The organism is Bacillus sp. AF62, from assembly GCF_050312695.1.
Classification (GTDB): Bacteria; Bacillota; Bacilli; order Bacillales; family Bacillaceae_G; genus Bacillus_A; species Bacillus_A cereus.
In genome coordinates this window covers 125,415-151,986 of record NZ_JBNPJZ010000082.1, presented here as the reverse complement: position 1 = coordinate 151,986, position 26,572 = coordinate 125,415, and the positions used below count along the sequence as shown (strand labels likewise).

Below are 26,572 nucleotides of genomic sequence, written 5' to 3'. Positions count from 1 at the left end.
ACTTGAAAATAGCAGACAGAGTTGCTTATTGGCAGGTGTAGCGATTTTATTAAAAAGATTTTAAACAGGTTCTTAGAGAAAAATTATGTTTTTACTTCTGAAATAGACAACCTCTGCATATGGTTGTACAAATATATTCTTTTTAAGAATACGAAGTTAGTAACTGTTACGGGAGAAGGTGGAAGAATGAAACAGTGGCTAGCGGCAATGGAAACATCCGTGCTTGTTATGGGAGCACTTCGATTATTTTCAGGTAGTGCGGAGATATTTGCTGCTTTGCTTATGCTTTATGTGAATGATGCGAAGAAAGCGTTGTTTATAAATGGTATGTTAGCGTTTGTTGGACCTACCGTATTAATTTTAACAATGACAATTGGGATAGCGAGTGTAGCAAGTGAAATTTCTTTCTTGAAGCTCTTTTTTCTAGCGCTTGGAATTTGCTGTATTTTTATCGCATTACTGAAATAGTAAGTCGAGTATAGTGGGGAGAAGCCGATGAAAGAGGTATTAGAAGTTTTACCAAAAACGATGAAGTACTTAATTGAAGAATGTAAGCAATACGATGCTTTAGAGGAAATTCGTGTTCGAATTGGAAGACCGCTAGAGTGTATTGCACACGGAAAGGTGTTTTTTTATGACTATATCACTACTGCAGAGGATGCTATTTACTTACTGAATAAGTTAAGTCAATTCTCAATTTATACGATGGAAGAGGAATTAAAACGTGGGTATGTGACACTTCGCGGGGGGCATAGAATCGGATTAGCGGGAAAAGTCATTACAGAAAAAAGCGCAGTGAAAATGATTCGTGATGTCTCTTCCTTTAATATTCGTATTGCTCGTCAAAAAATAGGGATTGCTGAACCGCTTTTGCCATATTTGTATGAAAAAAGATGGTTAAACACGATGGTAATTGGCCCTCCGCAAACGGGAAAAACGACACTTTTAAGAGATGTAGCTCGTTGCATGAGTCAAGGAGTAAGTGCTTCGGAAATTCCTTCTTGTAAAGTGGGGATCGTTGATGAACGGTCAGAAATTGCTGGCTGTGTGAAAGGGATCCCGCAATATGATTTTGGTACCCGAGTCGATGTGTTAGACGCGTGTCCAAAGGCAGAAGGAATGATGATGATGATTCGTTCTATGAGTCCTGATATTTTGATCGTAGATGAAATTGGCCGTAAAGAAGATAGTGAAGCAATTATGGAGGCAGTGCATGCAGGTGTTCAGCTTTTTATAAGTGCACACGGATTTTCCTATGAGGATGTTGTGAGACGTCCATCGCTAAAGGCAGTGCTAGAGCTTGGTATATTTGATAGGTTTGTGGAGTTGTCAAAAGCGAGGGGTCCAGGAACGGTCATGCAGGTGAAAGATAAATATGGAAAACCAGTGTTATCAAGTAGAAAGGCTGAGGGCGTATGGTGAAAATATTCGGTGCAGTGTTAATCGTTGCGGTCAGCACCTTTTTCGGGTTTTCATACGCTAAAAGATATAGTGAGAGGCCGAGGCAACTTAGATTATTAAAATCAGCACTTCAATCATTAGAAGCAGAAATTATGTATGGACACACACCTTTATCTGAGGCTGCCGAGCGATTAGTTAAACAAATGCCAAAGCCATTAAATTGGATATTTCAAAGTTTCGCCAGAAGACTACAAAGCGGGGAACAAACAGTAAGAGAAGCGTGGATAGATAGTTTGAAAGAGAACTGGAAGTTAACTGCATTTCAACAAACTGAGTATGAAATACTGCAGCAATTTGGTGAAACGCTCGGACAACATGATCGTGAATCACAACAAAAACATATTCGCTTATGTATTACACATTTGGAGAGAGAAGAAGGAGAAGCGAAAGCGCTACAACTGCAATACGAAAAAATGATTAAGAGCTTAGGGGTACTAGCAGGGCTACTTATTGTAATTTTACTGCTATAGGGGGGAGAAAGGCGATGTCCATTGATGTTGGATTAATATTTCAAATCGCCGGAATCGGCATTGTTTTAGCTTTCATTCATACTGTACTAAAAGAATTAAAGCGGGAGGATATTGCAAATTGGGTTATCCTTGTCGGTTTTGTCGTCATTTTATTTCATGTTGCATTTTTAATTAACACGCTATTTGACAAGATTAAAAGTGTCTTTCTCTTCCAGTAAAGGAGGCGGTTCGAATCGAAATTATACAAATTGTCGGATTAGGCCTCGTTGCTACGTTTTTAGCTGCTGTTTTGAATCAGCATAAATCTAGTATTACATCTTTATTTATTGTGTTCGTAGGTAGCGTGATGTTTCTTATTTTAATCGATCAAATTCATTCTATTTTACAAATGATTGAGAGAGTAGCAAGTGAAGCGAAAGTTAGTAACGTCTACGTGGAAACGTTACTAAAGATTATTGGAATTGCTTATATTGCTGAGTTTGGAGCCCAAATTACAAAAGATGCTGGTCAAGGTGCCATCGCTTCGAAAATTGAACTTGCTGGGAAAATCTTAATTCTCGTTATGGCGATTCCTATTTTGACGGTTGTAATTGAAACTATTCTCGGATTTTTACCGACGGGATAAGGGGGAGTGAATGTTGAGGAGGTTTGGAGCTAAGCTGCTATTTGCTTGCTTCCTTTTCTTTTCTTTACCGGTTGTTGTACAAGCTTCTCCTGTAGAAACAAACGTCGTTGATCAACAATTGGATAAGCTCGGAATTGAAGATGTGAAGCAATTTTGGGACGGGCTTGTTACAAAATATGGAGGCTATTTGCCAGAGAGTCAAAAAGGGAGCTTTATGGAGTTTGTAAAGGGAGAAAAAGAATTCTCTCTAAAAGAGTGGATGATAGGGTTATTAAAATATTTATTTCATGAGCTTGCTGCTAATGGAAAACTGCTTGGCACACTTATTATGCTCACAATCTTTAGTGCATTGTTGCAATCACTGCAATCCGCTTTTTCAAAAAGTAGCGTAAGTAAAATTGCTGATGCTGTTGTGTATATGGTACTTATTATTTTTGCTTTAAATAGTTTTTATGTCGTTATGACATATGCAAGAGAAACGATACAAACAATGGTAGATTTCATATTAGCGTTATTGCCAATTTTGCTGGCGCTTATAGCAACTGGGGGCGGGGTTGTATCTGTATCATTTTTTCATCCGGTTATCATTTTCTTAATGAATACGAGTGGGCTTCTTATGAATTATATCGTTCTACCACTTTTATTACTGGCAACGATATTAAGTATTGTAAGTACAATGAGTGATCAATATAAAGTGACGAAATTATCCAAGCTTCTGCAAAACGTTAGCGTAGGGATTATCGGTGTCTTTTTAACAATTTTTTTAGGAGTATTATCTGTACAAGGGACAGCAACAGCTGTTGCTGATGGAATAGCTGTGAAAACTGCTAAATTTGTAACAGGAAACTTCATTCCAGTAGTTGGAAGGATGTTTACAGAAGCGGCAGATACTGTTATTAGCGCATCAGGATTATTGAAAAACACAGTCGGAATTATTGGGCTCGTCATTTTATGCTTAATTGTTGCTTTTCCAGCGATTCAAATTTTCTGTATTGCATTTATTTATAAATTCGCAGCAGCAGTATTGCAACCGGTTGGCGGCGGAGCAATTATTCAATGTTTAGACATTATTGGACGAAGCATCATTTACGTATTTGCTTGCTTAGCTATCGTATCATTTATGTTCTTTTTAAGTATTACAATTATTATTGCTGCGGGGAATATTACACTTATGATGCGGTAGGAGGTGAAGAGTATGCAATTTGTTACAGAGTGGATCAGAAATATTATCGTTTTTTTGCTCTTAGCAACAATGCTTCATCTTATTCTTCCAAATTCGAATTTGCAAAAATACGTTAAATTCGTTGTAAGTCTTTTGTTAGTTGTATTAATTTTAACGCCCCTTTTTAAACTATTGCAGACAGATGTAAATGAAGTAATTGCAAATTTTAATGAAGAAAAGTACGTAGCAGAAGGATCTGTAAAAAATTCAATAGATTCGAAGAAAAAAGAAATACAAGCTCTAACACGTGCATATAGTTTAGAAGAGATGGCTACCAAAATGAAAAAAGAAGTAGGAAAAGAGTTTGAGAAAAAGTATGGTATGACTGTCTCTGAAATACAAATAGTCGCAGCAGAAAATACAGAAGAAGTAAAGTCAGCGAAAGATATTCAATCTGTTGTTGTGACGTTGAAAGAAAAAGAACGTAGTAAAAATGATGCAATCGAAACAGTAAAGCCAATTGAAATTAACACGAAAGAGCCGCCAAAAAAAGTGGAAGAAACGAATGTAGAAATGAAAGATTTCTTTTCAAGCAGGTGGCAACTAGAGGGTAAACAAATCCAAGTTCAAATGGAAGGGAGGACAGGTAGAGTAAATGGACAATAAAGATAAAAATTCGAAGTTCTCATTTTTTCGAAACTTATTGAATGGGGATCAAAAAGAAAGCAACGAGAAGGGTAAAAAGGTAACACCTAAGTTTTTACTTGTCCTACTCATACTTGGAATTTTGCTTATGTTTTCTAGTAGTCTCTTTTCAAGTAAAAAAGAAGAAGTACCTGTATTTAAAGAACAAAAAACTCAAAATCAAGAAAAAGACGTACCAACTTTCGGACAAAAAAGTAATGATAGTATGTCAAATGTAGAAAAATATGAAAAAGCGTATGAACAAGAATTAAAAACTGCTTTAGAAGAAATAGCAGGAGTAAAAGACGTAACGATTAAAGTGAATTTAGATTCATCTGAAGAAAAAATTTTAGAAAAAAATACAGTGAAACGCTCACAAACAACAGGTGAAACAGATAAAACAGGCGGTAAGAGAGAAGTAGAGGACGAGTCTCTTGATGAAAAGACTGTCATTATACGTGAAGGGGATAAAGAAACTCCTGTTGTTTTACGAACAGAGAAGCCGAAAGTACGTGGTGTTCTTGTCGTAGCAAAGGGAGTGGATAATATACAAGTTAAAGCAATGGTAAAAGAAGCTGTGATAAGGCTGCTAGATGTACCGGCCCATCGCGTTTCAGTTTCACCGAAAAATTGATAGGGAGGAAATAAAGTGTTAAAAAAACAAACAGTTTGGTTATTAACGATGTTAAGTTTAGTTGTTGTACTATCTGTGTATTACGTGACAACTCCTGACAAAATGAATACAGCATCGCCGGCAACAGGTGAAAAGATTGGACAAGAAAAACAAGGTACTGATAAAGCAGTAACAAACGAAGCGCCTAAAGAAACTCCGAAAAAAGAAAATACAAGCAAGGAAACAACAAATAAAGAAACAGATAAAAAAGAAAATGCAAAAAAAGAAACAAGTAAAAAAGAGGGCAATGTATCAGTTCAATCAAGTGATGAGAATTTCACAGCTTTACGTATGCAAATGGAAGATCAGCGTAGTGAACAAAAAGCAAAATTACAAGAAGTGATGAGTTCAACAAAAGCTTCAGCAACAGAAAAGAATAAAGCAAAAGAAAATTTTGATGCCATTACGACAATGGAAACGAAGCAAGAATTACTTGAGACAGTAATTAAATCTCAAGGAGGATATCCAGATGCTCTTGTAAGAGCTGATGGTACTGACATTAGAGTAACGGTTAAAGCGGCAAAACATTCACAGAAAGAAGCAAATAAAATTATTCAACTTGTAAGAAGTGAAGGCGGATCAAAAGATGTAGGTGTGAAATTTGATCCACCAGCGAAATAAGTGAAACTTTAATCCGCAGGGATTTCCCTGCGGATTATTATCTTTTACTAAGCAAAGGGTATGCAAATAGTAAAATAGAGTATGTAAGTAAATGTGTGAATAGAAAAAAGCTATCATTTTCGATAGCTTTTTTCTATTTCGTCTTTGTAGTTATTTTTACTATGTTCAACTCGGAATGGAGAAACACGTTGCGAGTAAAAGATTAATGGTTCATGGTACTGATGATTACTTTTTCCGGATTTGACGTGGATGCAAAGAACACATGCCCAAACGATTACAGCAGGTAAAAAGAGAATGAGCCATATCATATTTCCACACCTCGACACAATATATTTTCTACACTTTGAACATACTATTCTTATATGAAGGAATGATGAACGGCGTGTAAACAAAAAAATAATATTTGGTAAAAATATGTTATTGACTATAGGTGTAGTGAAGAGTGGAGAGGGAATGGCATGTTTGCTGTGTAACGTTTTGCTAAAGTAGTGAATGTTTTTTAAGAAGTGGTCTTGCCAATTTCATGTGAAACTTGGTATTATTACTAGGTATTAAATTTTTATTGGAATAATATTTTTACAGGAGTTTCGATTTATTATAAAGAAATATAAATTGGAATGTTTAAAAAATTTATCGTAAGATGGAAATAGTAAATATTTCTATTAGTTAATGAAATATATTTTCTAATAGAATACATCGTATTTTTACAGTCAATCTAGTTTTCGTGACGAGAATCTGTAAAAACGGGACAAACAAGAGTATGGGAGTGGATTTTACATGTTTAAAATTCAAGAAGTTCGTGAATTAATTAAATTAATTGATAGCTCTAATATTGATGAATTTGAATACAAAAAAGACGGTACAACAATCAAAATGAAAAAGCGTGGTAATGAAGTTGTTGCTGTGCAAGCACCTGCAGCAAAACAAGCTATGCAACCAGTAGCGCCTGTTGAAGTTGAAACGACAGTAGCAGCAGCGCAAGCAGAAGCGCCAAAACAAGAAGAGAAGAAAACTGTTCAAGATGAAAACCTACATAAGATCACCTCACCAATGGTAGGTACATTCTATTCTTCTTCTTCACCTGATACACCTCCATATGTAAGTGTTGGGGATAGAGTATCGAAAGATTCTATCGTATGTATTGTCGAGGCTATGAAGTTATTTAACGAAATTGATGCTGATGTAGAGGGCGAAATTGTTGAAATTCTTGTTAATAACGGACAGCTTGTTGAGTATGGACAACCGCTATTTCTTGTAAAAGCGTAATAAGGGAGTCTTTGTGATGATAAAAAAAGTATTAATAGCCAATCGTGGGGAAATTGCTGTACGAATTATTCGTGCTTGTAAAGAAATGGATATTGAAACAGTTGCAATTTATTCAGAAGCAGATAAAGAGTCACTTCACGTACAGATTGCAGACGAGGCGTATTGTGTAGGACCAACGATTTCGAAAGAAAGCTATTTAAATTTGACGAACATTATTAGCGTTGCGAAGTTAACAGGCTGCGATGCTATTCATCCGGGATACGGATTTTTAGCAGAGAATGCAGATTTCGCAGAGTTATGCCGTGAATGTAACTTGATTTTTATCGGTCCAAGTCCAGAAGCTATTTCAAAGATGGGCACAAAAGACGTTGCTCGTGATACAATGAAAGAAGCAGGGGTTCCGATTGTACCAGGTTCACAAGGGATTATTAAAAATACCGAAGAAGCGATCGAGCTTGCTAATCAAATTGGATATCCAGTTATTATTAAAGCGACTGCAGGTGGCGGCGGAAAAGGTATTCGTGTTGCACGCCATGAAGAAGAGCTTATAAAAGGAATTCAAATTACACAGCAAGAAGCTAGTACCGCTTTTGGGAACCCTGGTGTATACTTAGAAAAGTACGTTGAAGATTTCCGCCATGTTGAGATTCAAATAATGGCAGATACACACGGAAATGCCATTCATTTAGGAGAGCGTGATTGTACAATTCAGCGCCGTTTGCAAAAACTATTAGAAGAAAGTCCATCACCTGCACTTGATGAAGATATTCGCAAGCAGATGGGTGAAGCGGCAGTTAAAGCGGCGGTAGCGGTTGATTATACAGGTGCTGGTACGGTTGAGTTTATTTATGAATATAAAACGAAAACCTTTTATTTCATGGAGATGAATACGAGAATTCAGGTTGAGCATCCGGTTACTGAAATGGTAACGGGAATGGACTTAATTAAAGAACAAATTCTTGTTGCTTCAGGAGAAAAGTTATCGTTACAGCAAGAAGAAGTACAATTTAATGGTTGGGCAATTGAATGTCGAATTAATGCGGAAAACCCTGCCAAAAAATTTATGCCATCTCCAGGTAAAGTAGAAATGTACTTACCACCAGGAGGATTTGGTATTCGCGTCGATTCAGCTGTATATCCGGGATATTCAATCCCACCTTTCTATGATTCGATGGTTGCTAAATTAATTGTTCACGGAAAAACACGTGAAGAGGCAATTGCAAAAATGAAGCGCGCACTTAGTGAATTTGTCATTGAAGGCGTACATACAACAATCCCGTTCCATTTGCAATTGCTAGATCATCCTGATTTTGTAAAAGGTGAGTTTAATACGAAATTTTTGGAAGAGCATGAACTTGTGACGCAGTGATACATTAAAGGAGGTTTTTTTCATGGCTGAACATATGTTAGATATGGGTCAAGATACAACTCTTGGTAAAGTAGAAATTGCACCAGAAGTAATTGAAGTAATTGCAGGTATTGCAGCTGCTGAAGTAGAAGGTGTAGCGGCAATGCGCGGTAATTTTGCTACAGATGTTGTTGAGAAGTTAGGTAAGAAAAATCATGGTAAAGGTGTAAAGGTTGAATTAGCAAACGAAGATATTATCGTTGACCTTTATGTTGTAATGTATTTTGGTGTAGCAATTCCAGTTGTTGCACAAAAGATTCAAGACAATATTCGCCAAGCACTCTTTACGATGACAGGACTTGAGCCAAAAGAAGTGAATGTTCACATCGTTGGCGTAACATTCGAAACACAAAAAACAGAAATCGAACCAGTGTAAGAATGAAAAGGTGCCTAGTAACATAGGCATCTTTTTTATCGTTTCATTTCTTCACAAATTACAACCCTCTAATTATTATACTATTTCAAAAAATAAGAAATAAACAAGGAAATGTGTCGTTTTTCCAAAAAACGTACATTGTGATAAGATATGGAACTTGAAGTTAATCTTTTTATTATTTTTCAGCCTTGTAACCCGTGTGTGAAACGATAAATTGTGTTATTATCATTGTATTATAAGGTTGGAAAATCAATGAAAACTGTAAGAGTAAGTGAATTGACGGCTTATAAATTATAATAATATAACAAAGTATAAGGAAAGACTTGAAGCATAAAGGAGAGTTACAATGAAACGTAGGACGGCTAGAGAAAGAGCAATGCAAGCATTATACCAAATGGATATTACAGGTGAATTAGAACCGAAAGTAGCAGTGGAAAACACGCTAGATGAAGGCGAAGAAACAAATGAGTTTCTAGAGTCACTTGTAGTAGGTTTTGTAGAAAATAAAGAAGCAATCGATGAAGCGATTCGTCAAAACTTAAAAAAGTGGAAGCTTGAGCGTATTAGCATTGTTGATCGCAGTATTTTACGTGTAGCTGTGTATGAAATGAAATACATGGAAGAAATTCCACACAACGTAACAATTAACGAAGCAATTGAAATTGCTAAAACATTTGGGGATGAGGAATCTCGTCGTTTTATTAACGGCGTTTTATCTAATATAAAAGATACACTGTAAATTCTTTAAGGGGGAATCTTAAAATGGTAGCAGTAATCATCAAAGGAAATGAAGTTGCGGAGAAAAAACGAGCACAATTGACAGAAGAAGTTGTGAAGTTGAAAGAGCAAGGTATTGTACCAGGGTTAGCAGTTATTTTAGTTGGAGAAGATCCAGCATCTCGTTCTTATGTGAAAGGAAAAGAAAAAGGCTGTGAACAAGTAGGGATTTACTCAGAGCTAATTGAACTTCCTGAAACAATTACTGAGGAACGTTTGCTTGCTGAAATCGATCGCTTAAATGGCGATGACCGTATTAATGGCATATTGGTGCAATTACCTTTACCAAAACATATTGAAGAAAAAGCTATCATTGAAAGAATTTCACCAGAAAAGGATGTAGACGGATTTCACCCAATCAGCGTGGGACGTATGATGACGGGACAAGATACATTCCTTCCATGTACACCGCATGGTATTGTAGAATTAGTAAAAGAAACAAATCTTGATATTTCTGGAAAACATGTAGTAGTAATTGGAAGAAGTAATATTGTCGGTAAACCAGTGGGGCAATTGTTTTTAAATGAAAATGCCACTGTCACATATTGTCATTCTAAGACGCAAAATATGAAAGAGTTATCGAAGTTAGCTGATATTTTAATCGTAGCTGTTGGACGACCTAAAATGATAACAGCGGATTATATTAAAGAAGGAGCGGTTGTAATTGACGTTGGTGTTAACCGTTGTTTAGAAACAGGAAAACTTTGTGGTGATGTTGACTTTGACAACGTGTTAGATGTTGCGGGTTACATTACACCTGTGCCAAAGGGTGTTGGTCCAATGACAATCACAATGCTTCTTCATAATACTGTTGAATCTGCCAAACGTGCAGGTGTCGTTTGTAAATAATTTGAGTCGGCTATGAGGAGAGAGAAATGGAGAAGCAATATTTAACCGTTACAGCGTTAACACGCTATATAAAAACAAAAATAGAATATGATCCGCATTTGCAGTCTGTTTGGTTAAAAGGTGAAATTTCCAACTTTAAAAATCATAGCCGTGGCCACATGTATTTTACATTGAAAGATGAAAATGCAAGAATCGCAGCGGTTATGTTTGCGGGTCATAATCGTAATATTAAATTCAAACCTGAAAATGGGATGAAGGTACTCGTGAAAGGGAAAATCTCTGTTTACGAGGCGAGTGGTTCTTATCAAATTTATATTCAAGACATGCAGCCTGACGGAGTCGGAAATTTACATTTAGCGTACGAACAGTTAAAAGTTCGCTTAGAAGAAGAAGGACTTTTTTCTCAAGTTTATAAAAAAGCAATTCCTCCTTACGCTAAAACAATAGGTGTGATTACGTCGCCAACAGGAGCAGCGATTCGTGATATTATAACAACGATTAAACGTCGTTATCCAATTGGGAATGTTATTGTATTTCCGGTACTTGTACAAGGGGAGTCAGCGGCTCCCTCGATTGTACAAGCGATTCGTACAGCGAATGAAATGCGAGAGATAGATGTACTAATCGTTGGTCGTGGTGGAGGTTCTATTGAGGAATTATGGGCTTTCAATGAGGAAATGGTTGCAAGAGCAATCTTTAAGAGTGAAATTCCTATTATTTCGGCAGTAGGCCATGAAACGGATTTTACAATCGCAGATTTTGTTGCAGATTTACGCGCGCCAACACCGACTGCAGCAGCTGAGCTAGCAGCACCTAATATTATAGAGTTACAAGAAAAGGTATTACAAAGAACTCTGAGATTGCAAAGAGCAATGAAAGAGTTAGTACATAAAAAAGAAGAAAAACTACAAGTGTTGCAAAAATCGTATGCGTTCCGTTATCCAAGACAAGTATATGAGCAAAAGGAAGAGCAATTAGATAGAGCGCTAGAACAGCTTGTTTTAGCGAAAGAGCGCTATATTGATAAAAAGGTGAATCAGTTAAAGCAACTTTCATTTTATTTAGAGAAGCACCACCCATCTCAAAAAATTATTCAAACGAAGGTAGCTGTTGAAACGTTGCAAAAGCAATTACAACGTGAAATGCAAACGTTACTTCAAACGAAAGAATTTGCCTTTGTAAGAGCTGCTCAAAAACTTGAAGCGTTAAGTCCGCTTAAAGTAATGATGAGAGGGTACGGGCTTGTATATGATGAAGAGAAGCAAGTGTTAAAAAGTGTGAAAGATGTAAGCCTTGGAGATGCTGTTTCAGTTCAATTACAAGATGGAATACTAGATTGTAGCGTATCAGGCATAGAGGAGCGTGAATTGAATAATGGAAAATAAATTAAGCTTTGAAGAGGCAATTTCGCAACTTGAGCATCTTGTTTCTAAGCTAGAACAAGGTGACGTACCTTTAGAAGAAGCGATTTCTTATTTTAAAGAGGGTATGGAATTATCTAAGCTTTGTGATGAGAAGTTGAAGAATGTACAAGAACAAATGGCAGTTATTCTTGGGGAAGATGGAGAGCTTGAACCGTTTACTGCTTTAGGAGATGAAGCATAGTGACGATTGCTTTTGATACTTTTTTGAAGGAAAGTAAAACTTTCGTAGAAGAGAAACTTGTAAGCTATGCAAATGAATTACAATGTCCAAATGTACTTCGTGAAGCGATGGCATATTCTTTAGAAGCGGGTGGAAAACGTCTCCGCCCGTTACTTTTGTTTGCAACATTACAAGCTTTTGGGAAAGAAAGAAATCTTGGAGTAGGTGCAGCTTGTGCTCTTGAAATGATTCATACATATTCGTTAGTTCATGACGATTTACCTTGTATGGATGATGATGATTTAAGAAGAGGAAAGCCCACAAATCACAAAGTATTTGGTGAAGCGATGGCAGTTTTAGCAGGAGATGGCTTATTGACGTATGCTTTTCAAGTTATTATGGCATATGAGCAAAAAGAAATTTCTGCAGAAAAAAAAGTAAGACTTGTACTTGAACTTGCAAAAGCAGCAGGACCAGAAGGAATGGTTGGCGGACAAGTGGCAGATATGGAAGCTGAAGGGAAACGCCTTACGATTGATGAATTGGAGTACATCCATAAACATAAGACCGGAAAACTGCTTGAATTTGCTGTACTTGCGGGTGCGATACTTTCTGATGCGACAGAAGAGCAAGAAGAAAAGTTGCTTACGTTTGCTAAATATATCGGTCTAGCTTTCCAAATTCGAGACGATATTTTAGATGTCGAAGGCACCGAAGAAGAGATTGGAAAACCGATTGGTAGCGATCTTTCTAATGAAAAGAGCACATATACGACGTTGTTTACTGTAGATAGAGCAAAGGATATTTTAGAAGAAACAATTGCAGAAGCAAAAGGTGCAATTAGCTCCTTGCAATTACAAGATGAATATTTACTATCTATTTGCGATTTGATTGCAAAACGTAATAACTAATATAACAGCGTTTTCATTTGTTGAGTCATTCATCATTTTATGATATAAATGTAGGAAAAGGTTTTTCTTTTCTTGTTATTGGCAAAAATATATGTAGATTACATTGCCGTTATCACTTCGTGTTAGCGGCTATTTTTTTCATCGCCTAAAGAAATATGGTTTATAATAGGATTAAGGCGCAATAGACTGGTTAATAGCGGGACAAGACGAAAAATAGAAAAGAGAATTTCTTGTTTTGTGTAAATGTTTTTTATAATATTTGACATGTTGACAGATTATGAAATGAAAGTGAGTGATCCATGTGGATCTAACGCAAATTCAAAACCCTAGTTTTTTGAAAGATATGTCTATCAGTGAACTAGAGGGATTGAGTGAGGATATTCGTAAGTTTTTAATTGAAGAGCTCTCTCAAACAGGTGGACATATTGCACCTAATTTAGGTGTAGTAGAACTCACAATTGCTCTGCACAAATTATTTGATAGCCCGCAAGATAAATTTTTATGGGATGTAGGACATCAATCCTATGTACATAAAATTTTAACTGGACGCGCGAAAGAGTTTGGTACATTAAGGCAATATCAAGGTCTATGTGGTTTCCCGAAACGTTGCGAGAGTGAGCATGATGTATGGGAAACTGGTCATAGCTCGACTTCGTTATCGGCTGCAATGGGAATGGCTCTGGCACGTGATTTAAAGAAAACGAAAGAATATGTTATACCAATTATTGGAGATGGTGCTTTAACAGGTGGAATGGCCTTAGAGGCATTGAACCATATTGGACATGAAAAAACAGACATGATTGTTATTTTGAATGATAATGAAATGTCAATTGCACCAAACGTTGGTGCGCTTCATAATGTACTCGGTCGTTTACGTACCGCAGGAAAATATCACTGGGTAAAAGATGAATTAGAGTATATATTAAAGAAAATCCCAGCAGTTGGCGGGAAAGTGGCTGCGACAGCAGAGAAAATAAAAGATAGTCTTAAATATTTACTAGTATCTGGTGTCTTTTTCGAAGAGTTAGGCTTTACATATTTAGGTCCAGTCGATGGGCATGATTATGAAAAGTTATTCGAAACGTTGCAATATGCAAAGAAAACAAAAGGCCCAGTACTTGTTCACGTTATTACGAAAAAAGGAAAAGGTTATAAACCGGCTGAGAGTGACGTTATTGGAACTTGGCATGGAACAGGACCTTATAAAATTGAATCAGGTGACTTCGTTAAGCCAAAAGAAGTTGCACCAGCATGGAGTGCTGTCGTTAGTGAAACAGTACTTAAGCTAGCGAGAGCGGATGAGCGTATCGTAGCAATTACACCTGCAATGCCTGTTGGATCAAAACTTGAGAAATTCCAAAAAGAATTCCCAGATCGTATGATTGATGTAGGTATTGCAGAACAGCACGCTACAACAATGGCAGCAGGTATGGCAACGCAAGGAATGAAGCCATTCTTAGCAATTTATTCGACATTTTTACAAAGAGCATATGACCAAGTTGTTCATGATATATGCCGCCAAAATTTAAATGTTTTCATCGGAATAGATCGCTCGGGATTAGTAGGAGCAGATGGTGAAACGCATCAAGGCGTATTTGATATCTCATTCTTACGTCACTTGCCGAATATGGTGCTTATGATGCCGAAAGATGAAAATGAAGGGCAACATTTAGTTTATACGGCGATGCAATATGAAGATGGACCAATCGCATTGCGTTATGCTCGTGGTAATGGACTTGGCGTTCATATGGATGAAGAATTAAAGGCGATTCCAATCGGTACGTGGGAGACGTTAAAAGAGGGTACACAAGCAGCTATTTTAACGTTTGGTACGACAATACCAATGGCAATGGAAGCAGCTGAGCGTCTTGAAAAAGCTGGGGTTTCAGTGAAAGTAGTGAATGCTCGCTTTATTAAACCAATGGATGAAGCATATTTACATGATCTTCTAGGGAAGAATATACCGATTTTAACGATTGAAGAAGCTTGTTTAATCGGTGGTTTTGGAACAGGAGTAGTTGAATTTGCATCTGAAAATGGTTACCATAGTGCATTAGTTGAACGAATGGGTATTCCAGACCGCTTCATAGAGCACGGAAGTGTAACAAAATTATTAGAAGAAATTGGTTTAACGACAGATGCTGTTGTAGACCGTATTCATACAATGATTCCATCAAAACAAAAAAGGGCGTAACAAATGAGCGTAAAAAAAGAAAGAGTAGATGTACTATTAGTAGAGCGAGGACTTATAGAAACGCGTGAGAAAGCAAAGCGCGCCATTATGGCCGGACTCGTATATGCAAATGAGATGAGACTTGATAAGCCAGGAGAGAAAATCTCGCAAGATACTGAGATTACGGTGAAGGGACAAGTTATGCCGTATGTAAGTCGTGGTGGTTATAAACTTGAAAAGGCATTAGAGACATTTCATCTTGATTTACAAGATAAAGTTATGATAGATATTGGTTCATCAACTGGTGGCTTTACAGATTGCGCGCTTCAAAATGGAGCGAAATTATCTTATGCATTAGATGTAGGATACAATCAGCTAGCGTGGAAATTACGTCAAGATGAGCGTGTTGTTGTAATGGAACGAACAAACTTCCGTTACGTGACACCAGCAGACTTAGAACGTGGTTTACCTCAATTTGCAAGTATTGATGTTTCATTTATATCATTAAAGCTTATACTGCCAGTTTTAAAAACAATGCTTATGCCTAACGGAGATGTAGCAGCGTTAATTAAACCGCAGTTTGAAGCTGGAAGAGAGCAAGTTGGGAAAAAAGGTATCGTTCGTGATAGAAAAGTACATGAAGCTGTTGTAGAGATGATTGTCGATTTTGCTTTAAAAGAGGGCTATGATGTGGAAGGTTTAACATTCTCACCAATTACGGGTGGGGATGGTAATATTGAATTTTTAATTCATCTGAAATGGCATGGTGAACGTGAGAATGGCGAAAATCATTCTCCGATTTCTATAGAGCAAGTTGTTACAGAAGCGCATGACGTTCTAAAACAAAAAGGGAAAGGGGAATAACATATGTTGTTCCTCTTTTTGCTGTAATTGTATAATGATTGTAAAAACAATTGTGTACAAGAAACGAATTATAAGTTAACATAAATAAGTGAAGTATACCAATGTTTAAACTATGGTAAGAGATAGTGTGAGGTGCAAATGTATGAATAAAGGTCAGCGCCATATTAAAATCAGGGAAATTATTGCAAACAAAGAAATTGAAACACAAGATGAATTAGTTGATATTTTACGTAATGAGGGATTTAATGTAACGCAAGCAACAGTATCGCGCGATATTAAAGAACTGCACTTAGTGAAGGTGCCATTACATGATGGGCGCTATAAATATAGCTTGCCAGCAGATCAACGATTTAACCCGTTACAAAAATTAAAACGAAATCTAGTGGATTCATTTGTAAAATTAGACACGGCAGGACATATGCTTGTGCTAAAAACATTGCCTGGTAACGCTCATTCACTTGGAGCACTTATTGATCATTTAGAGTGGGATGAGATCATCGGAACCATCTGTGGTGATGATACTTGCTTAATTATTTGCCGTACACCTGACGATACAGGTGTTGTCTCTGATCGTTTCTTAAATATGTTGTAACAAAAAATCTTGTTTGCTTTCCATCGTAAAGTGGGAAGTGAACAAGATATTTTTATTGGTCAAAAATATGATTTTTCAATTGTAATATAATATTTTGTTTGCATAAAGTTAGAAAATAGATGGATTGACCCGTAAAACGAATGTTTGGTACAATGAAGCGGGTTAGAAGAGTATATACATACAAATATATAGCATGATTATTTGAATGAAGAACTGAGAAAATCCTTTAGTAAGGGATTATTTTATAACGAGGTGAATGGGGCATTGTTATCGGAATTATCGATTAGAAACTTTGCTATTATTGAAGCATTAAATATTTCTTTTCAAAAAGGTTTAACGGTTTTAAGCGGTGAAACAGGGGCCGGAAAATCGATTATTATTGATGCGATTAGTTTACTTGTAGGTGGCCGTGGGTCAGCAGAATTTGTTCGATATGGAACAGAAAAGGCTGAGATTGAAGGGCTGTTTTATGTTGAAGATGATAAGCATCCATGTATTGAAAAGGCAGAAGAGTTAGATATAGAAATAGAAGATGGCATGATTATTTTAAAGCGTGATATTGCTGCGAACGGGAAGAGTGTATGTCGTGTAAATGGGAAGCTTGTTACACTTAGCATATTAAAAGAAATTGGGAAAACACTTGTTGATATTCATGGACAGCATGAAACGCAAGATTTAATGAATGAAGAACGACATCTGTTTATGCTTGATCACTTTGATGGGGATCGAATCGTTAAACAACTAGACATATATCAAAACGTATACGCTGACTATGAAAAATTAAAAAAACAATTGAAATCGTTAAGTGAAAATGAACAACAGATGGCACATCGCTTAGATTTAATTCAATTTCAGCATGAAGAAATTCGCAAAGCCGATTTAAAGATGGATGAAGAAAATGAATTAACTGAGGAACGATTGCAAATTTCTAATTTTGAAAAGATTTATAAAGCATTAGGTGATGCATATCGTTCATTGAGTGCTGACGGACAAGGATTAGATAATGTAAGAAGCGCAATGGGACAAATGGAAAGTATTACACATTTAGATGAAATGTATCAAGAGAATCATGATTCAATTGCAAATAGCTATTACTTATTAGAAGAGGTTGCATATCAACTGAGAGAAAAGCTCGATATGATGGAATATGATCCAAATCGTTTAGATGAAATCGAAACACGTTTGAATGAAATTCGTATGCTAAAGAGAAAATATGGAAATACTGTAGAAGAGATTTTAGCGTATGCAGATAAAATTGAACAAGAAATATTTACAATTGAAAATAAAGACGTTCATATTGAAACGACGAAGAAACAGTTGAAGGAATTAGAAAGTGTTATTCTGAAAGAAGCAACGTTGTTAAGTAATATGCGTCATGAGCTTGCAGAACACCTTACAAATGCAATTCATCAGGAATTAAAAGAATTATATATGGAAAAAACGAAATTTGAAGTGAGAATTATGAAGAGAGAAGGAAATGCAGAAGAACCCCTTGTAGAAGGTGCACCGGTAAGACTTACGGCGGATGGTTACGATCATGTGGAATTTTATATTTCGACGAACCCAGGAGAGCCGCTAAAACCACTTTCAAAGGTTGCTTCTGGCGGAGAGTTATCTCGTATCATTTTAGCTTTAAAAAGCATTTTTTCTAAGCATCAAGGGGTTGCATCTGTTATTTTTGATGAAGTGGATACGGGTGTAAGTGGCCGGGTCGCACAGGCTATTGCTGAAAAAATTTATCGAGTATCAGTAAACTCGCAAGTACTTTGTATTACGCACTTACCTCAAGTAGCTTCAATGGCAGATTCGCATTTATTTATTCGAAAACAAGTAGCGAATGATCGGACAATTACATCAGTTACTGTTTTAACTATGGAGGATAAAGTAACAGAAATAGCTCGAATGATTTCTGGTGTGGAAATCACAGATTTAACGACGGAGCATGCGAAAGAATTACTTACGCAAGCGCATCATTTTAAACAGACAGCAGAGGCTATCCAGTAATGGATAGCTTTTTTTCTCAAATGACGATTTCTTAATTCTTCCGGTTATAAATAAAGCATTGCAAGGAGAGATTAAAAAGTGAAGCCAAGAGGCTGAATGTGGGGTAGGAGCGAGGAGAGTGAACAAGTTGAAATTAGAAAAATTTCGAAAAATAATAGGTCTTTGTCTCCTTGTTTCTTTAGTTTTTATTGGATGTTTTAAACCGCTTCGAACGTTTATTTCATCACCGAAACAACTTGTTGTTTTTGAAGGACAACAATCAGAAATATCATCATTACCAGTTTTCAAAGCTTCATCCACAAATCGTCATGTATTTACAGTGAGTTCGAATGAACAAAAACAAGGACTTATGGTAAATTCTCATCAAAATGGTGAAGCTGATATGGTATTTCAGCTTGCGGGTTTTCCAGTGAAAAAAGTAAATGTGAAAGTGTTAAAAGATTTTAAAGTGATTCCAGGTGGACAATCAATTGGTGTGAAATTAAATACAAAAGGTGTACTTGTTGTAGGCCATCATTTAATTCAAACTGAAAAAGGTAAAATATCTCCTGGTGAAACAGCAGGTGTACAAATTGGAGATATGATTACTGAAATTAATGGTAAAACCATTGAAAGAATGAGTGATGTAGCACCGTTTATTCATAATAGTGGAGAAACAGGTGAACCGCTTAATCTTGTATTGCTAAGAGATGGAAAATATATTCGCACGAAGCTAACGCCGCAAAAAGACAATGGTGAAGCGTCTTATCGAATTGGCTTGTATATCCGTGATTCGGCAGCTGGAATTGGAACGATGACATTTGTTCATCCGGATTCTATGAAATACGGGGCGCTTGGTCATGTTATTTCTGATAATGATACAAAAAAGCCGATTCAAGTCGAAGATGGACAAATTATGCGCTCGACAGTTACATCAATTGAAAGAGGCAGTCATGGGAATCCAGGCGAGAAATTAGCAAGATTTTCACCAGATCGTGAAGTGATTGGCAATATTACAATTAATAGTCCATATGGTATTTTTGGAAAATTAAATACGAATATGAAAAACGGTATAATGGATAAAGCAATGCCTATCGCATTATCTCATCAAGTAAAAGAAGGACCGGCAAAAATATTAACAGTTATTGATCAAGATAAAGTAGAAGCGTTTGATATTGAAGTCGTTAGTACAGTGCAGCAAAAATTCCCAGCTACAAAGGGTATGGTAATAAAAGTAACAGATAAACGTCTATTAGCGAAAACGGGCGGTATCGTACAAGGAATGAGTGGAAGCCCAATTGTACAAAATGGAAAAGTAATTGGTGCTGTTACACATGTATTTGTAAATGATCCAACATCAGGATATGGTGTTCATATTGAATGGATGTTACATCAAGCTGGAATTAATATTTATGATCAAGAGAAAAAAGCGAGCTAATACATATTAGCTCGCTTTTTCTGTTGAAAAATTCGTTGAAATTTTGTAAAAGCTCCGCAAGAGGTGTTTTTTGTTGTAAAATAAAAGAAAAGGGTTGAACGTTTCGTTGTATTTCTATGATGGAATGTGTTGCGAAAGGGAATAAATGAGCGATAAACATATTTTTTTGTGATTTTATCGGAAAGTAAGAAACTTTAAAAGGGAATTTTCACACAATTGTCGAACAATTCATGTAGCCTAGAAGGATACACATGTCGGAGAATCGATTCGGTAAGGGAGGAAAAGCTGTGGAGAAAATTAAAGTATGTCTTGTGGATGATAATAAAGAACTAGTATCAATGTTAGAGAGCTATGTAGCTGCTCAAGATGATATGGAAGTAATCGGTACTGCTTATAATGGTCAAGAGTGTTTAAACTTATTAACAGATAAGCAACCTGATGTACTCGTTTTAGACATTATTATGCCACACTTAGATGGTTTAGCTGTATTGGAAAAAATGCGACATATTGAAAGGTTAAAACAGCCTAGCGTAATTATGTTGACAGCATTCGGGCAAGAAGATGTGACGAAAAAAGCAGTTGACTTAGGTGCCTCATATTTCATATTAAAACCATTTGATATGGAGAATTTAACTAGTCATATTCGTCAAGTGAGTGGTAAAGCAAATGCTATGATTAAACGTCCACTACCATCATTCCGATCAGCAACAACAGTAGATGGAAAACCGAAAAATTTAGATGCGAGTATTACGAGTATCATTCATGAAATTGGTGTACCCGCTCATATTAAAGGATATATGTATTTACGAGAAGCAATCTCCATGGTATACAACGATATCGAATTATTAGGATCGATTACGAAAGTATTGTATCCAGATATCGCAAAGAAATATAATACCACAGCAAGCCGTGTGGAGCGAGCAATTCGTCACGCGATTGAAGTAGCTTGGAGCCGTGGGAATATTGATTCTATTTCGTCCTTATTCGGTTATACAGTATCCATGTCAAAAGCAAAACCTACGAACTCTGAGTTTATCGCAATGGTTGCGGATAAGCTGAGACTTGAACATAAAGCTAGCTGAGAGTAAAGATAGTAAGGGTTTACTCTTTAGCTAAGCCGACAAATTCTTGAAATCTATACTTAATATCAATTTTAAAACCAATAAACTTTTCACTCAATGACCAATGAATTTTATGATTCGTTGGTCTTTTTATTTTGTTGAGAAAAAGAGATTATTTCATACCATGGAAAATAAAACCTATTTTTAGTAATATTACATATAAGTGAGTTTTTTATAAGGTAATTAAATAGGTATAGATAGGGAGAAGGGGAATGAAAAATAAAATTTTAACTTGGTTAGGAATAGTAGCAGCTATGGGAGTTCTCGCTGTAGCAGTTACATTTGGAATGTTAGAACTTGCCGATAATCCAGCAGATAAAGAGGTGAGTGCTCAAATAGACAAAAAAGAAGACCAAACGATAGTAGGTAGAGAGGTAGATGGAGTCTTTGTTGATGTGTATGTTACTGAAAATTCTACTGAAAGCGAAGTCATTATAGCGATGCATCACATGACTCATCAAAAAGTGGTGGCAGAACGAAAATCGGGCTCTATCCCAATGGTTCAAAATAATGCTAAAAAGTTAAAAGAAATCATAAATAAGAGTAGCTTTGCGAAGAAAAATGAGCTTTTAGCAATTGCTGATAGATGGGTGAAAAAAGATTTTAGTAAAATTGTAGAAGATCACAATTATTTCTCGGATGCTCAAGAAGATAGCGTTTGTAAAGCAACTAGAGCAATGGATGCGTTAGAAGAGCAACATTATATTTTAACTACATTCGGGGAGGAAAAGGCGAAAGAACTATACGAATCAGGGGATGCTCCGCACGTTCAATAAAAAATAATATAAAGGCTTTCTAGTTTTGTATTATCGTGTTTTAAGGATGCAATGGGGACTTATAAATAAATAGTCTGCTTTCTTTATGACTTGTAACAAAAAAGAAAAGATATGATTCATTATTAAATGATGAAGGAACGGCTAAATTGCACCGAAGTACATCTATTAAAGAATTTTAGTAGGGAAAGTATCCATGGTATAATGGAGGGCAATAAAAAGCCCTGCAAAACAGGACTGTATTACTCTTCGTCTTTATTTTGTTTTTCTAATTCAACTAGCTTTTGAATTAAAATGTGCTGCGGCATATGCATGAGTTGTTCAAGTGGAACACCTAGTGCTTTTGATAAGCGGACTGCAGTATCTGGAGAAATTTGTAATGGTCTCATAGAAGTACCTCCTTTTTCGTATAGTATAGCATAAGATTGGGGGAGTGAGGATGACTCTTATATTTGCACATCGTGGTGCGGCTGGAACGTACCCAGAAAATACAATGATTTCATTTGAAGCGGCTGAGTCTTTTAGAGCGGATGGAATTGAACTTGATGTTCAATTAACGAAAGATGGAAAAGTTGTCGTCATTCATGATGAAACGGTGGACCGGACAACAAATGGAAAAGGTGCGGTTCGGAATTATGTATATGAGGATTTATGCAAGTTAGATGCAAGTTATAAATTTGGTGATAAAGTAGGGTTTTGTAAAATACCACTTTTAGAAGAGGTATTAGAATGGCTTGAACGAACGAGTTTGCTACTTAATATTGAACTTAAAAATAATAAAATTCCATACAGAGGTTTAGAGGAAGAAGTTATAACGCTTGTACGGAAATTTAGTTTAGAGGATCGCGTTGTATTTTCTTCGTTTAATCACTACAGTATGAAACGGTGCCATATGATGGCTCCTGATATTCAAACAGCTATTTTATATCGCGAAGGTTTGCATAGTCCGTGGGCATACGCAAAAAAAATGGGAGCTACAGCAGTACATCCGAATTATCGTTATCTTCAAGATGCTATTGCCGAACTAACGATGGAAAGTGGTGTAGAGGTTCGCCCTTATACAATTAATGAAGAAACGCTTATGCGTAAATATTTTGATATGAATATATCGGCGATTATTACTGATTACCCTGAAACGGCAAGAACGTTGTTGCCAATAAAAAAATGAGACCGCGTGTAACGGTCTCATTTTTTTATTTATAAATAGTGGGGCCTTCCTATCTTCTAAAGTGAGCTTGTACTTTATTTCGTTTACGGTCTCGGTGCAAGACGAAGCCACCGAAGATATAAAACCCGAGCCCGAAGCAGAGAGCACCGATTAAAAATTGTAACCACAGTATAGAGATTGGTGGAAATAGAATCCCGAATACAGTATCTCTCATTAACTTTATACCAAACACAGCTAATGAAATAGGGATGAGTGCTAATAGTAGAGCAACGTAACGCTGCATACATAACTCTCCTTTTCAGATTATTTCGTATATTTTAATGATGTTATACGGAAAGGGGGTTTGTCAAGAGGGTGCTGAACGAGTAAGATAAGGGTGTGAAAAAATTTGCAGAGTTACTTCGAGAGGAAGTGTAATATATGAAACAAAAAGTATTAATTGTTGGTGCAGGTGAAGGCGGGAGCGCACTGCTGAATCTGTTACATAGTTCGAATATATTTCAAATTATAGGGATTATTGATATAAATCCGTTGGCAAAAGGATTACAAATTGCTAAGGAATATGGAATTGCAATTGGAGAAAGTGTAACTCCATTTCTTTCTATGCATATCGATGTAATATTTGATATGACAGGTGAAGATGATGTACATAAAGTTTTATTGGAAAAAAAGAAAAAAGACACTCTTCTTATACCAGGTGATATTGCAAAAATTGTTACAGGATTAGCGCATGAGAAGGAAGGGTTAATTGGGCGGTTAGAGGAACAAACGCAACAAGGAGAATTAATTTTAAATTCTACGCATGACGGCATGATCGTAATTGATCGAGAGGGACAAGTTCGTCTTTTTAATAAAAGTGCGGAGCGTATTATCGGATATAAAAAAGAAGAGGCGATAGGAAAATATATTTTAGAAGTCATTCCCACTAGTAAATTACTTCGCATTATACGTACGAAACAAATAGAAGTAAATTATGAACTAACATTAGAGAATGGAAAGAAAATTATTACAACGCGTATACCGATATTAAAAGAAGGCGGAGAGGTACAAGGGGCATTTGCAATTTTTAAAGATATAACAGAAGTTGTAGATTTAGCGGAAGAAGTTACAGACTTAAAAGAAATTCAAACACTATTAGAGGCAATTATCAACTCATCTGAAGAAGCGATTTCGGTTGTGGATGAAAAAGGAAGAGGTTTAGTCATTAACCCGGCATATACGAAATTAACGGGTCTAACAGAAGAAGATATTATTGGGAAGCCTGCTACAACTGATATTGTAGAAGGCGAAAGTATGCATATGAAAGTACTTCGAACGCGTCGTGCGGTGCGCGGAATACATATGAAGATTGGGCAAAAAAAGCGCGATGTAATTGTAAACGTAGCGCCAGTTATTGTGGATGGAATATTGAAAGGGAGCGTTGGCGTTATCCGTGACGTGTCGGAAATTCAAAAGTTAACAAATGAATTGAATAGAGCAAGGCAAATTATTCGCACATTAGAAGCAAAATATTCATTTGATGATATTGTCGGAAATTCAGATGAAACAACGGCAGCTATCGAACAGGCGAAGCTAGGAGCGAATACACCAGCAACGGTACTGTTACGCGGTGAATCTGGGACTGGTAAAGAATTGTTTGCACATGCAATCCATAATGGAAGTAATCGAAAATACAATAAATTCGTCCGTGTAAACTGTGCGGCCATTTCGGAGACGTTGTTAGAAAGTGAATTATTTGGTTATGAGGAAGGGGCGTTTTCTGGAGCGAAAAGAGGCGGGAAACGTGGGTTCTTTGAGGAAGCGAATAACGGTAGTATTTTTTTAGATGAAATAGGGGAGTTATCTGCAAATACACAAGCGAAACTCCTTCGTGTATTGCAGGAAAAAGAAATTGTAAAAGTTGGTGGGACGAAAGCGATACCCATTAATGTTCGAGTAATTGCAGCGACACATGTGAATTTAGAAAAGGCTATTCTAGAAGGGAAGTTTAGGGAGGATTTATATTATCGATTAAATAAAATTCCAATTCAAATTCCATCTCTTCGTCAACGTAAAGGAGATATACCGAAAATTGCGGACAGGTTGATTCAAAAAATTAATCAAGATTATGGTCGTAATGTAGAAGGGCTCACTGATTCAGCTATTTTATATTTACAATCATACGAATGGCCAGGAAATGTGAGAGAACTTGAAAATATTTTAGGACGAGCGATTATTTTTATGAATTATAACGAGATCTATATTGATGTGCAACATTTACCACCATTACATAATGAAGAGCAGGTGGAGTCAAAGCAATCACATTTATTACCTGAATTAGAAGAAAAGCCACTTGAACATTTAGTAACAGAGTTTGAAGGGAATATTATTCATGAATATTTGGAGAGATTTGATGGGAATAAAACACAAACTGCAAAAGTGTTAGGAATTTCCGTTCGAAATTTATATTATAAGCTAGAAAAGTATGACCATGCAAAAAATAGCATGCAATAAATTGCGCACCGTGCAATTTATTGCATGGTATACAAAAAGCGACAAAATAAGACAGAATCTTTCGTTATTTTCCAAAGTATTGATTTTACTGCATTTTGAATGCGTTTTCATTATTGGTAAGACCACTTTTAAAAGTTGGCACGGTATTTGCTTTATAAATAGACGAGGGACGACGGAAAGGGTTGATTACAAAATATGAAGTTAGAATACTTAATTGATCAAGCAGCGGGAAAGCCTAAAAAAACTGTAGCTGTAGCAGTAGCTGAAGATCATGAAGTAATTGAAGCTGTAGCGAAAGCAATTAAATTACAGCTAGCTCAATTTCGTCTATATGGAAATCAAGAAAAAATAATGGGGATGCTACAAGAACATGGTTTACAAACTTCAGAACATGTTGAAGTGATTGCAGCAATGTCTAATGCAGAGGCTGCAGAACTTTCTGTTAAAGCTGTGAGAAATGGTGAGGCAGACGTGCTTATGAAGGGTAACATCCCAACAGCGAATATTTTGAAGGCTGTGTTAAACAAAGAGTGGGGCCTACGTAAAGGTAGCGTACTTTCACATGTAGCAGCATTTGAAGTTCCAAATTATGATCGTCTTATTTTCGTTACAGATGCAGCGATGAACATCGCACCTGATGTAACACAAAAAGCTGCTATTATACAAAATACTGTAGAAGTTGCCCGGGCAATAGGAATCGACTTGCCAAAAGTGGCACCAATTGCAGCAGTAGAAGTTGTGAATCCAGCGATGCAGGCGACAATTGATGCAGCGATGTTAACACAAATGAATCGCCGCGGACAAATTAAAGATTGTATCGTTGATGGACCACTTGCTTTAGATAATGCAGTATCACAAATTGCAGCAGAGCATAAAGGCATAGTAAGTGATGTAGCAGGTAAGGCAGATATTTTACTCGTCCCAACGATTGAAGCTGGAAATGTGCTATATAAATCACTCGTATACTTTGCGGATGCAAAAGTAGGAGCAATGATTGCTGGCGCAAAAGCACCGATTGTTTTAACATCTCGTGCTGATTCAGCAGAAACAAAAGTATATTCATTAGCATTGGCAGTTGCGACTGCTTCAAAATAAACCAA

Annotated in this window: 30 protein-coding genes; 27 read left to right on the top strand and 3 right to left on the bottom strand. The window is 36.5% G+C overall.

The window, feature by feature from the left end; all coding sequences use genetic code 11:
• Positions 1-186: 186 nt before the first annotated feature.
• The 9 genes from ACQRBL_RS20875 to ACQRBL_RS20835 are packed head-to-tail and all read left to right on the top strand — an operon-like array spanning position 187 to position 5,696.
• On the top strand, positions 187-468 hold the full coding sequence (locus tag ACQRBL_RS20875; protein ID WP_000816050.1) for a YqhV family protein: 282 nt from the start codon (positions 187-189) through the stop codon (positions 466-468).
• 27 nt (positions 469-495) lie between these two features.
• Positions 496-1,422 carry a stage III sporulation protein AA gene (gene spoIIIAA / locus ACQRBL_RS20870; protein ID WP_000665907.1) on the top strand — a complete coding sequence of 309 codons (927 nt, stop codon included), beginning with the start codon at positions 496-498 and terminating at the stop codon, positions 1,420-1,422.
• Positions 1,416-1,931 carry a stage III sporulation protein SpoIIIAB gene (spoIIIAB, locus tag ACQRBL_RS20865; protein WP_000238703.1) on the top strand — a complete coding sequence of 172 codons (516 nt, stop codon included), beginning with the start codon at positions 1,416-1,418 and terminating at the stop codon, positions 1,929-1,931. Before spoIIIAA ends, spoIIIAB begins: the two co-directional genes overlap by 7 nt.
• Positions 1,932-1,945: 14 nt before the next feature.
• Positions 1,946-2,149: a stage III sporulation protein AC gene (spoIIIAC, locus tag ACQRBL_RS20860; protein ID WP_000020914.1), complete on the top strand. Its 204-nt coding sequence runs from the start codon at positions 1,946-1,948 to the stop codon at positions 2,147-2,149.
• Positions 2,150-2,172: 23 nt separating this feature from the next.
• Positions 2,173-2,556 (top strand): stage III sporulation protein AD, encoded by a 384-nt coding sequence (gene spoIIIAD, locus ACQRBL_RS20855; RefSeq protein WP_077393170.1) that lies wholly within the window; start codon positions 2,173-2,175, stop codon positions 2,554-2,556.
• 10 nt (positions 2,557-2,566) lie between these two features.
• Positions 2,567-3,739 (top strand): stage III sporulation protein AE, encoded by a 1,173-nt coding sequence (gene spoIIIAE / locus ACQRBL_RS20850; protein WP_000946113.1) that lies wholly within the window; start codon positions 2,567-2,569, stop codon positions 3,737-3,739.
• Between the two features lie 12 nt (positions 3,740-3,751).
• Positions 3,752-4,384 (top strand): stage III sporulation protein AF, encoded by a 633-nt coding sequence (spoIIIAF, locus tag ACQRBL_RS20845; protein ID WP_001161037.1) that lies wholly within the window; start codon positions 3,752-3,754, stop codon positions 4,382-4,384.
• Positions 4,374-5,036, top strand: coding sequence for a stage III sporulation protein AG (spoIIIAG, locus tag ACQRBL_RS20840; protein WP_000368890.1), 663 nt, complete (start codon positions 4,374-4,376; stop codon positions 5,034-5,036). The genes spoIIIAF and spoIIIAG overlap by 11 nt, the downstream gene beginning before the upstream one ends.
• Positions 5,037-5,051: 15 nt before the next feature.
• On the top strand, positions 5,052-5,696 hold the full coding sequence (locus tag ACQRBL_RS20835) for a SpoIIIAH-like family protein (RefSeq protein ID WP_000914710.1): 645 nt from the start codon (positions 5,052-5,054) through the stop codon (positions 5,694-5,696).
• A 113-nt stretch (positions 5,697-5,809) separates the two neighbouring features.
• Here the strand turns inward: ACQRBL_RS20835 and ACQRBL_RS20830 are convergent, their stop codons facing one another.
• Complete coding sequence (locus tag ACQRBL_RS20830) at positions 5,810-6,004, bottom strand: hypothetical protein (RefSeq protein WP_002000935.1); 195 nt, start codon at positions 6,002-6,004, stop codon at positions 5,810-5,812.
• Positions 6,005-6,473: 469 nt separating this feature from the next.
• Between ACQRBL_RS20830 and accB the strand changes: the two genes are divergently transcribed.
• The 15 genes from accB to ACQRBL_RS20755 all read left to right on the top strand — a co-directional run bounded on the left by accB (position 6,474) and on the right by ACQRBL_RS20755 (position 21,814).
• Positions 6,474-6,962: an acetyl-CoA carboxylase biotin carboxyl carrier protein gene (gene accB, locus ACQRBL_RS20825; RefSeq protein WP_000472863.1), complete on the top strand. Its 489-nt coding sequence runs from the start codon at positions 6,474-6,476 to the stop codon at positions 6,960-6,962.
• Positions 6,963-6,978: 16 nt separating this feature from the next.
• Positions 6,979-8,331, top strand: a complete 1,353-nt coding sequence (gene accC / locus ACQRBL_RS20820) for an acetyl-CoA carboxylase biotin carboxylase subunit (RefSeq protein ID WP_000592870.1) — start codon at positions 6,979-6,981, stop codon at positions 8,329-8,331.
• Between the two features lie 22 nt (positions 8,332-8,353).
• A complete protein-coding gene (locus ACQRBL_RS20815) occupies positions 8,354-8,746 on the top strand; it encodes an Asp23/Gls24 family envelope stress response protein (RefSeq protein ID WP_000807630.1) in 393 nt (130 codons plus the stop codon).
• A gap of 346 nt (positions 8,747-9,092) precedes the next feature.
• Positions 9,093-9,485, top strand: a complete 393-nt coding sequence (nusB, locus tag ACQRBL_RS20810; RefSeq protein WP_000830247.1) for a N utilization substance protein NusB — start codon at positions 9,093-9,095, stop codon at positions 9,483-9,485.
• A 23-nt stretch (positions 9,486-9,508) separates the two neighbouring features.
• Positions 9,509-10,372, top strand: coding sequence for a bifunctional methylenetetrahydrofolate dehydrogenase/methenyltetrahydrofolate cyclohydrolase FolD (folD, locus tag ACQRBL_RS20805; protein ID WP_411995622.1), 864 nt, complete (start codon positions 9,509-9,511; stop codon positions 10,370-10,372).
• 26 nt (positions 10,373-10,398) lie between these two features.
• On the top strand, positions 10,399-11,757 hold the full coding sequence (xseA, locus tag ACQRBL_RS20800; RefSeq protein WP_000415253.1) for an exodeoxyribonuclease VII large subunit: 1,359 nt from the start codon (positions 10,399-10,401) through the stop codon (positions 11,755-11,757).
• Positions 11,747-11,977 (top strand): exodeoxyribonuclease VII small subunit, encoded by a 231-nt coding sequence (gene xseB, locus ACQRBL_RS20795; RefSeq protein WP_000428423.1) that lies wholly within the window; start codon positions 11,747-11,749, stop codon positions 11,975-11,977. Before xseA ends, xseB begins: the two co-directional genes overlap by 11 nt.
• A complete protein-coding gene (gene ispA / locus ACQRBL_RS20790) occupies positions 11,977-12,867 on the top strand; it encodes a (2E,6E)-farnesyl diphosphate synthase (RefSeq protein WP_000150374.1) in 891 nt (296 codons plus the stop codon). The genes xseB and ispA overlap by 1 nt, the downstream gene beginning before the upstream one ends.
• 301 nt (positions 12,868-13,168) lie before the next feature.
• Entirely contained in the window at positions 13,169-15,061 is a 1,893-nt protein-coding gene (gene dxs / locus ACQRBL_RS20785; protein WP_000366452.1) for a 1-deoxy-D-xylulose-5-phosphate synthase, read from the top strand.
• 3 nt (positions 15,062-15,064) lie between these two features.
• On the top strand, positions 15,065-15,904 hold the full coding sequence (locus ACQRBL_RS20780; protein ID WP_000111872.1) for a TlyA family RNA methyltransferase: 840 nt from the start codon (positions 15,065-15,067) through the stop codon (positions 15,902-15,904).
• A 142-nt stretch (positions 15,905-16,046) separates the two neighbouring features.
• Positions 16,047-16,496, top strand: a complete 450-nt coding sequence (gene argR, locus ACQRBL_RS20775) for an arginine repressor ArgR (protein ID WP_001032580.1) — start codon at positions 16,047-16,049, stop codon at positions 16,494-16,496.
• A gap of 264 nt (positions 16,497-16,760) precedes the next feature.
• Positions 16,761-18,500, top strand: a complete 1,740-nt coding sequence (recN, locus tag ACQRBL_RS20770; protein WP_000947734.1) for a DNA repair protein RecN — start codon at positions 16,761-16,763, stop codon at positions 18,498-18,500.
• A gap of 118 nt (positions 18,501-18,618) precedes the next feature.
• Positions 18,619-19,917: a SpoIVB peptidase gene (gene spoIVB, locus ACQRBL_RS20765; protein ID WP_063548618.1), complete on the top strand. Its 1,299-nt coding sequence runs from the start codon at positions 18,619-18,621 to the stop codon at positions 19,915-19,917.
• Between the two features lie 287 nt (positions 19,918-20,204).
• Positions 20,205-20,999: a sporulation transcription factor Spo0A gene (gene spo0A, locus ACQRBL_RS20760; protein ID WP_011110369.1), complete on the top strand. Its 795-nt coding sequence runs from the start codon at positions 20,205-20,207 to the stop codon at positions 20,997-20,999.
• Positions 21,000-21,250: 251 nt separating this feature from the next.
• Positions 21,251-21,814, top strand: coding sequence for a PRK06770 family protein (locus ACQRBL_RS20755; RefSeq protein WP_000790987.1), 564 nt, complete (start codon positions 21,251-21,253; stop codon positions 21,812-21,814).
• A gap of 239 nt (positions 21,815-22,053) precedes the next feature.
• Here the strand turns inward: ACQRBL_RS20755 and ACQRBL_RS20750 are convergent, their stop codons facing one another.
• The gene (locus ACQRBL_RS20750; protein WP_001247671.1) at positions 22,054-22,200 is read right to left on the bottom strand and encodes a YycC family protein; all 147 of its coding nucleotides are present in this window, start codon (positions 22,198-22,200) and stop codon (positions 22,054-22,056) included.
• A 50-nt stretch (positions 22,201-22,250) separates the two neighbouring features.
• Between ACQRBL_RS20750 and ACQRBL_RS20745 the strand changes: the two genes are divergently transcribed.
• A complete protein-coding gene (locus ACQRBL_RS20745) occupies positions 22,251-22,979 on the top strand; it encodes a glycerophosphodiester phosphodiesterase (RefSeq protein WP_000172589.1) in 729 nt (242 codons plus the stop codon).
• Between the two features lie 49 nt (positions 22,980-23,028).
• Here the strand turns inward: ACQRBL_RS20745 and ACQRBL_RS20740 are convergent, their stop codons facing one another.
• A complete protein-coding gene (locus ACQRBL_RS20740) occupies positions 23,029-23,262 on the bottom strand; it encodes a DUF2627 domain-containing protein (RefSeq protein ID WP_411995621.1) in 234 nt (77 codons plus the stop codon).
• Positions 23,263-23,399: 137 nt separating this feature from the next.
• Between ACQRBL_RS20740 and ACQRBL_RS20735 the strand changes: the two genes are divergently transcribed.
• Both ACQRBL_RS20735 and yqiS read left to right on the top strand, forming a co-directional pair.
• Positions 23,400-25,472, top strand: a complete 2,073-nt coding sequence (locus ACQRBL_RS20735) for a sigma 54-interacting transcriptional regulator (protein WP_411995620.1) — start codon at positions 23,400-23,402, stop codon at positions 25,470-25,472.
• Between the two features lie 195 nt (positions 25,473-25,667).
• Entirely contained in the window at positions 25,668-26,567 is a 900-nt protein-coding gene (gene yqiS / locus ACQRBL_RS20730; protein ID WP_023522989.1) for a phosphate butyryltransferase, read from the top strand.
• The last annotated feature ends 5 nt before the right edge of the window (positions 26,568-26,572 follow it).

What these genes read in the sequence shown, in the direction of transcription:
- ACQRBL_RS20875 (WP_000816050.1), top strand. Translation starts at nt 187, where the DNA reads ATGAAACAGTGGCTAGCGGCAATGGAAACATCCGTGCTTGTTATGGGA.
- spoIIIAA (WP_000665907.1), top strand. Translation starts at nt 496, where the DNA reads ATGAAAGAGGTATTAGAAGTTTTACCAAAAACGATGAAGTACTTAATT.
- spoIIIAB (WP_000238703.1), top strand. Translation starts at nt 1,416, where the DNA reads ATGGTGAAAATATTCGGTGCAGTGTTAATCGTTGCGGTCAGCACCTTT.
- spoIIIAC (WP_000020914.1), top strand. Translation starts at nt 1,946, where the DNA reads ATGTCCATTGATGTTGGATTAATATTTCAAATCGCCGGAATCGGCATT.
- spoIIIAE (WP_000946113.1), top strand. Translation starts at nt 2,567, where the DNA reads ATGTTGAGGAGGTTTGGAGCTAAGCTGCTATTTGCTTGCTTCCTTTTC.
- spoIIIAF (WP_001161037.1), top strand. Translation starts at nt 3,752, where the DNA reads ATGCAATTTGTTACAGAGTGGATCAGAAATATTATCGTTTTTTTGCTC.
- spoIIIAG (WP_000368890.1), top strand. Translation starts at nt 4,374, where the DNA reads ATGGACAATAAAGATAAAAATTCGAAGTTCTCATTTTTTCGAAACTTA.
- ACQRBL_RS20830 (WP_002000935.1), bottom strand. Translation starts at nt 6,004, where the DNA reads ATGATATGGCTCATTCTCTTTTTACCTGCTGTAATCGTTTGGGCATGT.
- accB (WP_000472863.1), top strand. Translation starts at nt 6,474, where the DNA reads ATGTTTAAAATTCAAGAAGTTCGTGAATTAATTAAATTAATTGATAGC.
- accC (WP_000592870.1), top strand. Translation starts at nt 6,979, where the DNA reads ATGATAAAAAAAGTATTAATAGCCAATCGTGGGGAAATTGCTGTACGA.
- ACQRBL_RS20815 (WP_000807630.1), top strand. Translation starts at nt 8,354, where the DNA reads ATGGCTGAACATATGTTAGATATGGGTCAAGATACAACTCTTGGTAAA.
- nusB (WP_000830247.1), top strand. Translation starts at nt 9,093, where the DNA reads ATGAAACGTAGGACGGCTAGAGAAAGAGCAATGCAAGCATTATACCAA.
- folD (WP_411995622.1), top strand. Translation starts at nt 9,509, where the DNA reads ATGGTAGCAGTAATCATCAAAGGAAATGAAGTTGCGGAGAAAAAACGA.
- xseA (WP_000415253.1), top strand. Translation starts at nt 10,399, where the DNA reads ATGGAGAAGCAATATTTAACCGTTACAGCGTTAACACGCTATATAAAA.
- xseB (WP_000428423.1), top strand. Translation starts at nt 11,747, where the DNA reads ATGGAAAATAAATTAAGCTTTGAAGAGGCAATTTCGCAACTTGAGCAT.
- ACQRBL_RS20780 (WP_000111872.1), top strand. Translation starts at nt 15,065, where the DNA reads ATGAGCGTAAAAAAAGAAAGAGTAGATGTACTATTAGTAGAGCGAGGA.
- argR (WP_001032580.1), top strand. Translation starts at nt 16,047, where the DNA reads ATGAATAAAGGTCAGCGCCATATTAAAATCAGGGAAATTATTGCAAAC.
- ACQRBL_RS20755 (WP_000790987.1), top strand. Translation starts at nt 21,251, where the DNA reads ATGAAAAATAAAATTTTAACTTGGTTAGGAATAGTAGCAGCTATGGGA.
- ACQRBL_RS20750 (WP_001247671.1), bottom strand. Translation starts at nt 22,200, where the DNA reads ATGAGACCATTACAAATTTCTCCAGATACTGCAGTCCGCTTATCAAAA.
- ACQRBL_RS20745 (WP_000172589.1), top strand. Translation starts at nt 22,251, where the DNA reads ATGACTCTTATATTTGCACATCGTGGTGCGGCTGGAACGTACCCAGAA.
- ACQRBL_RS20740 (WP_411995621.1), bottom strand. Translation starts at nt 23,262, where the DNA reads ATGCAGCGTTACGTTGCTCTACTATTAGCACTCATCCCTATTTCATTA.
- ACQRBL_RS20735 (WP_411995620.1), top strand. Translation starts at nt 23,400, where the DNA reads ATGAAACAAAAAGTATTAATTGTTGGTGCAGGTGAAGGCGGGAGCGCA.
- yqiS (WP_023522989.1), top strand. Translation starts at nt 25,668, where the DNA reads ATGAAGTTAGAATACTTAATTGATCAAGCAGCGGGAAAGCCTAAAAAA.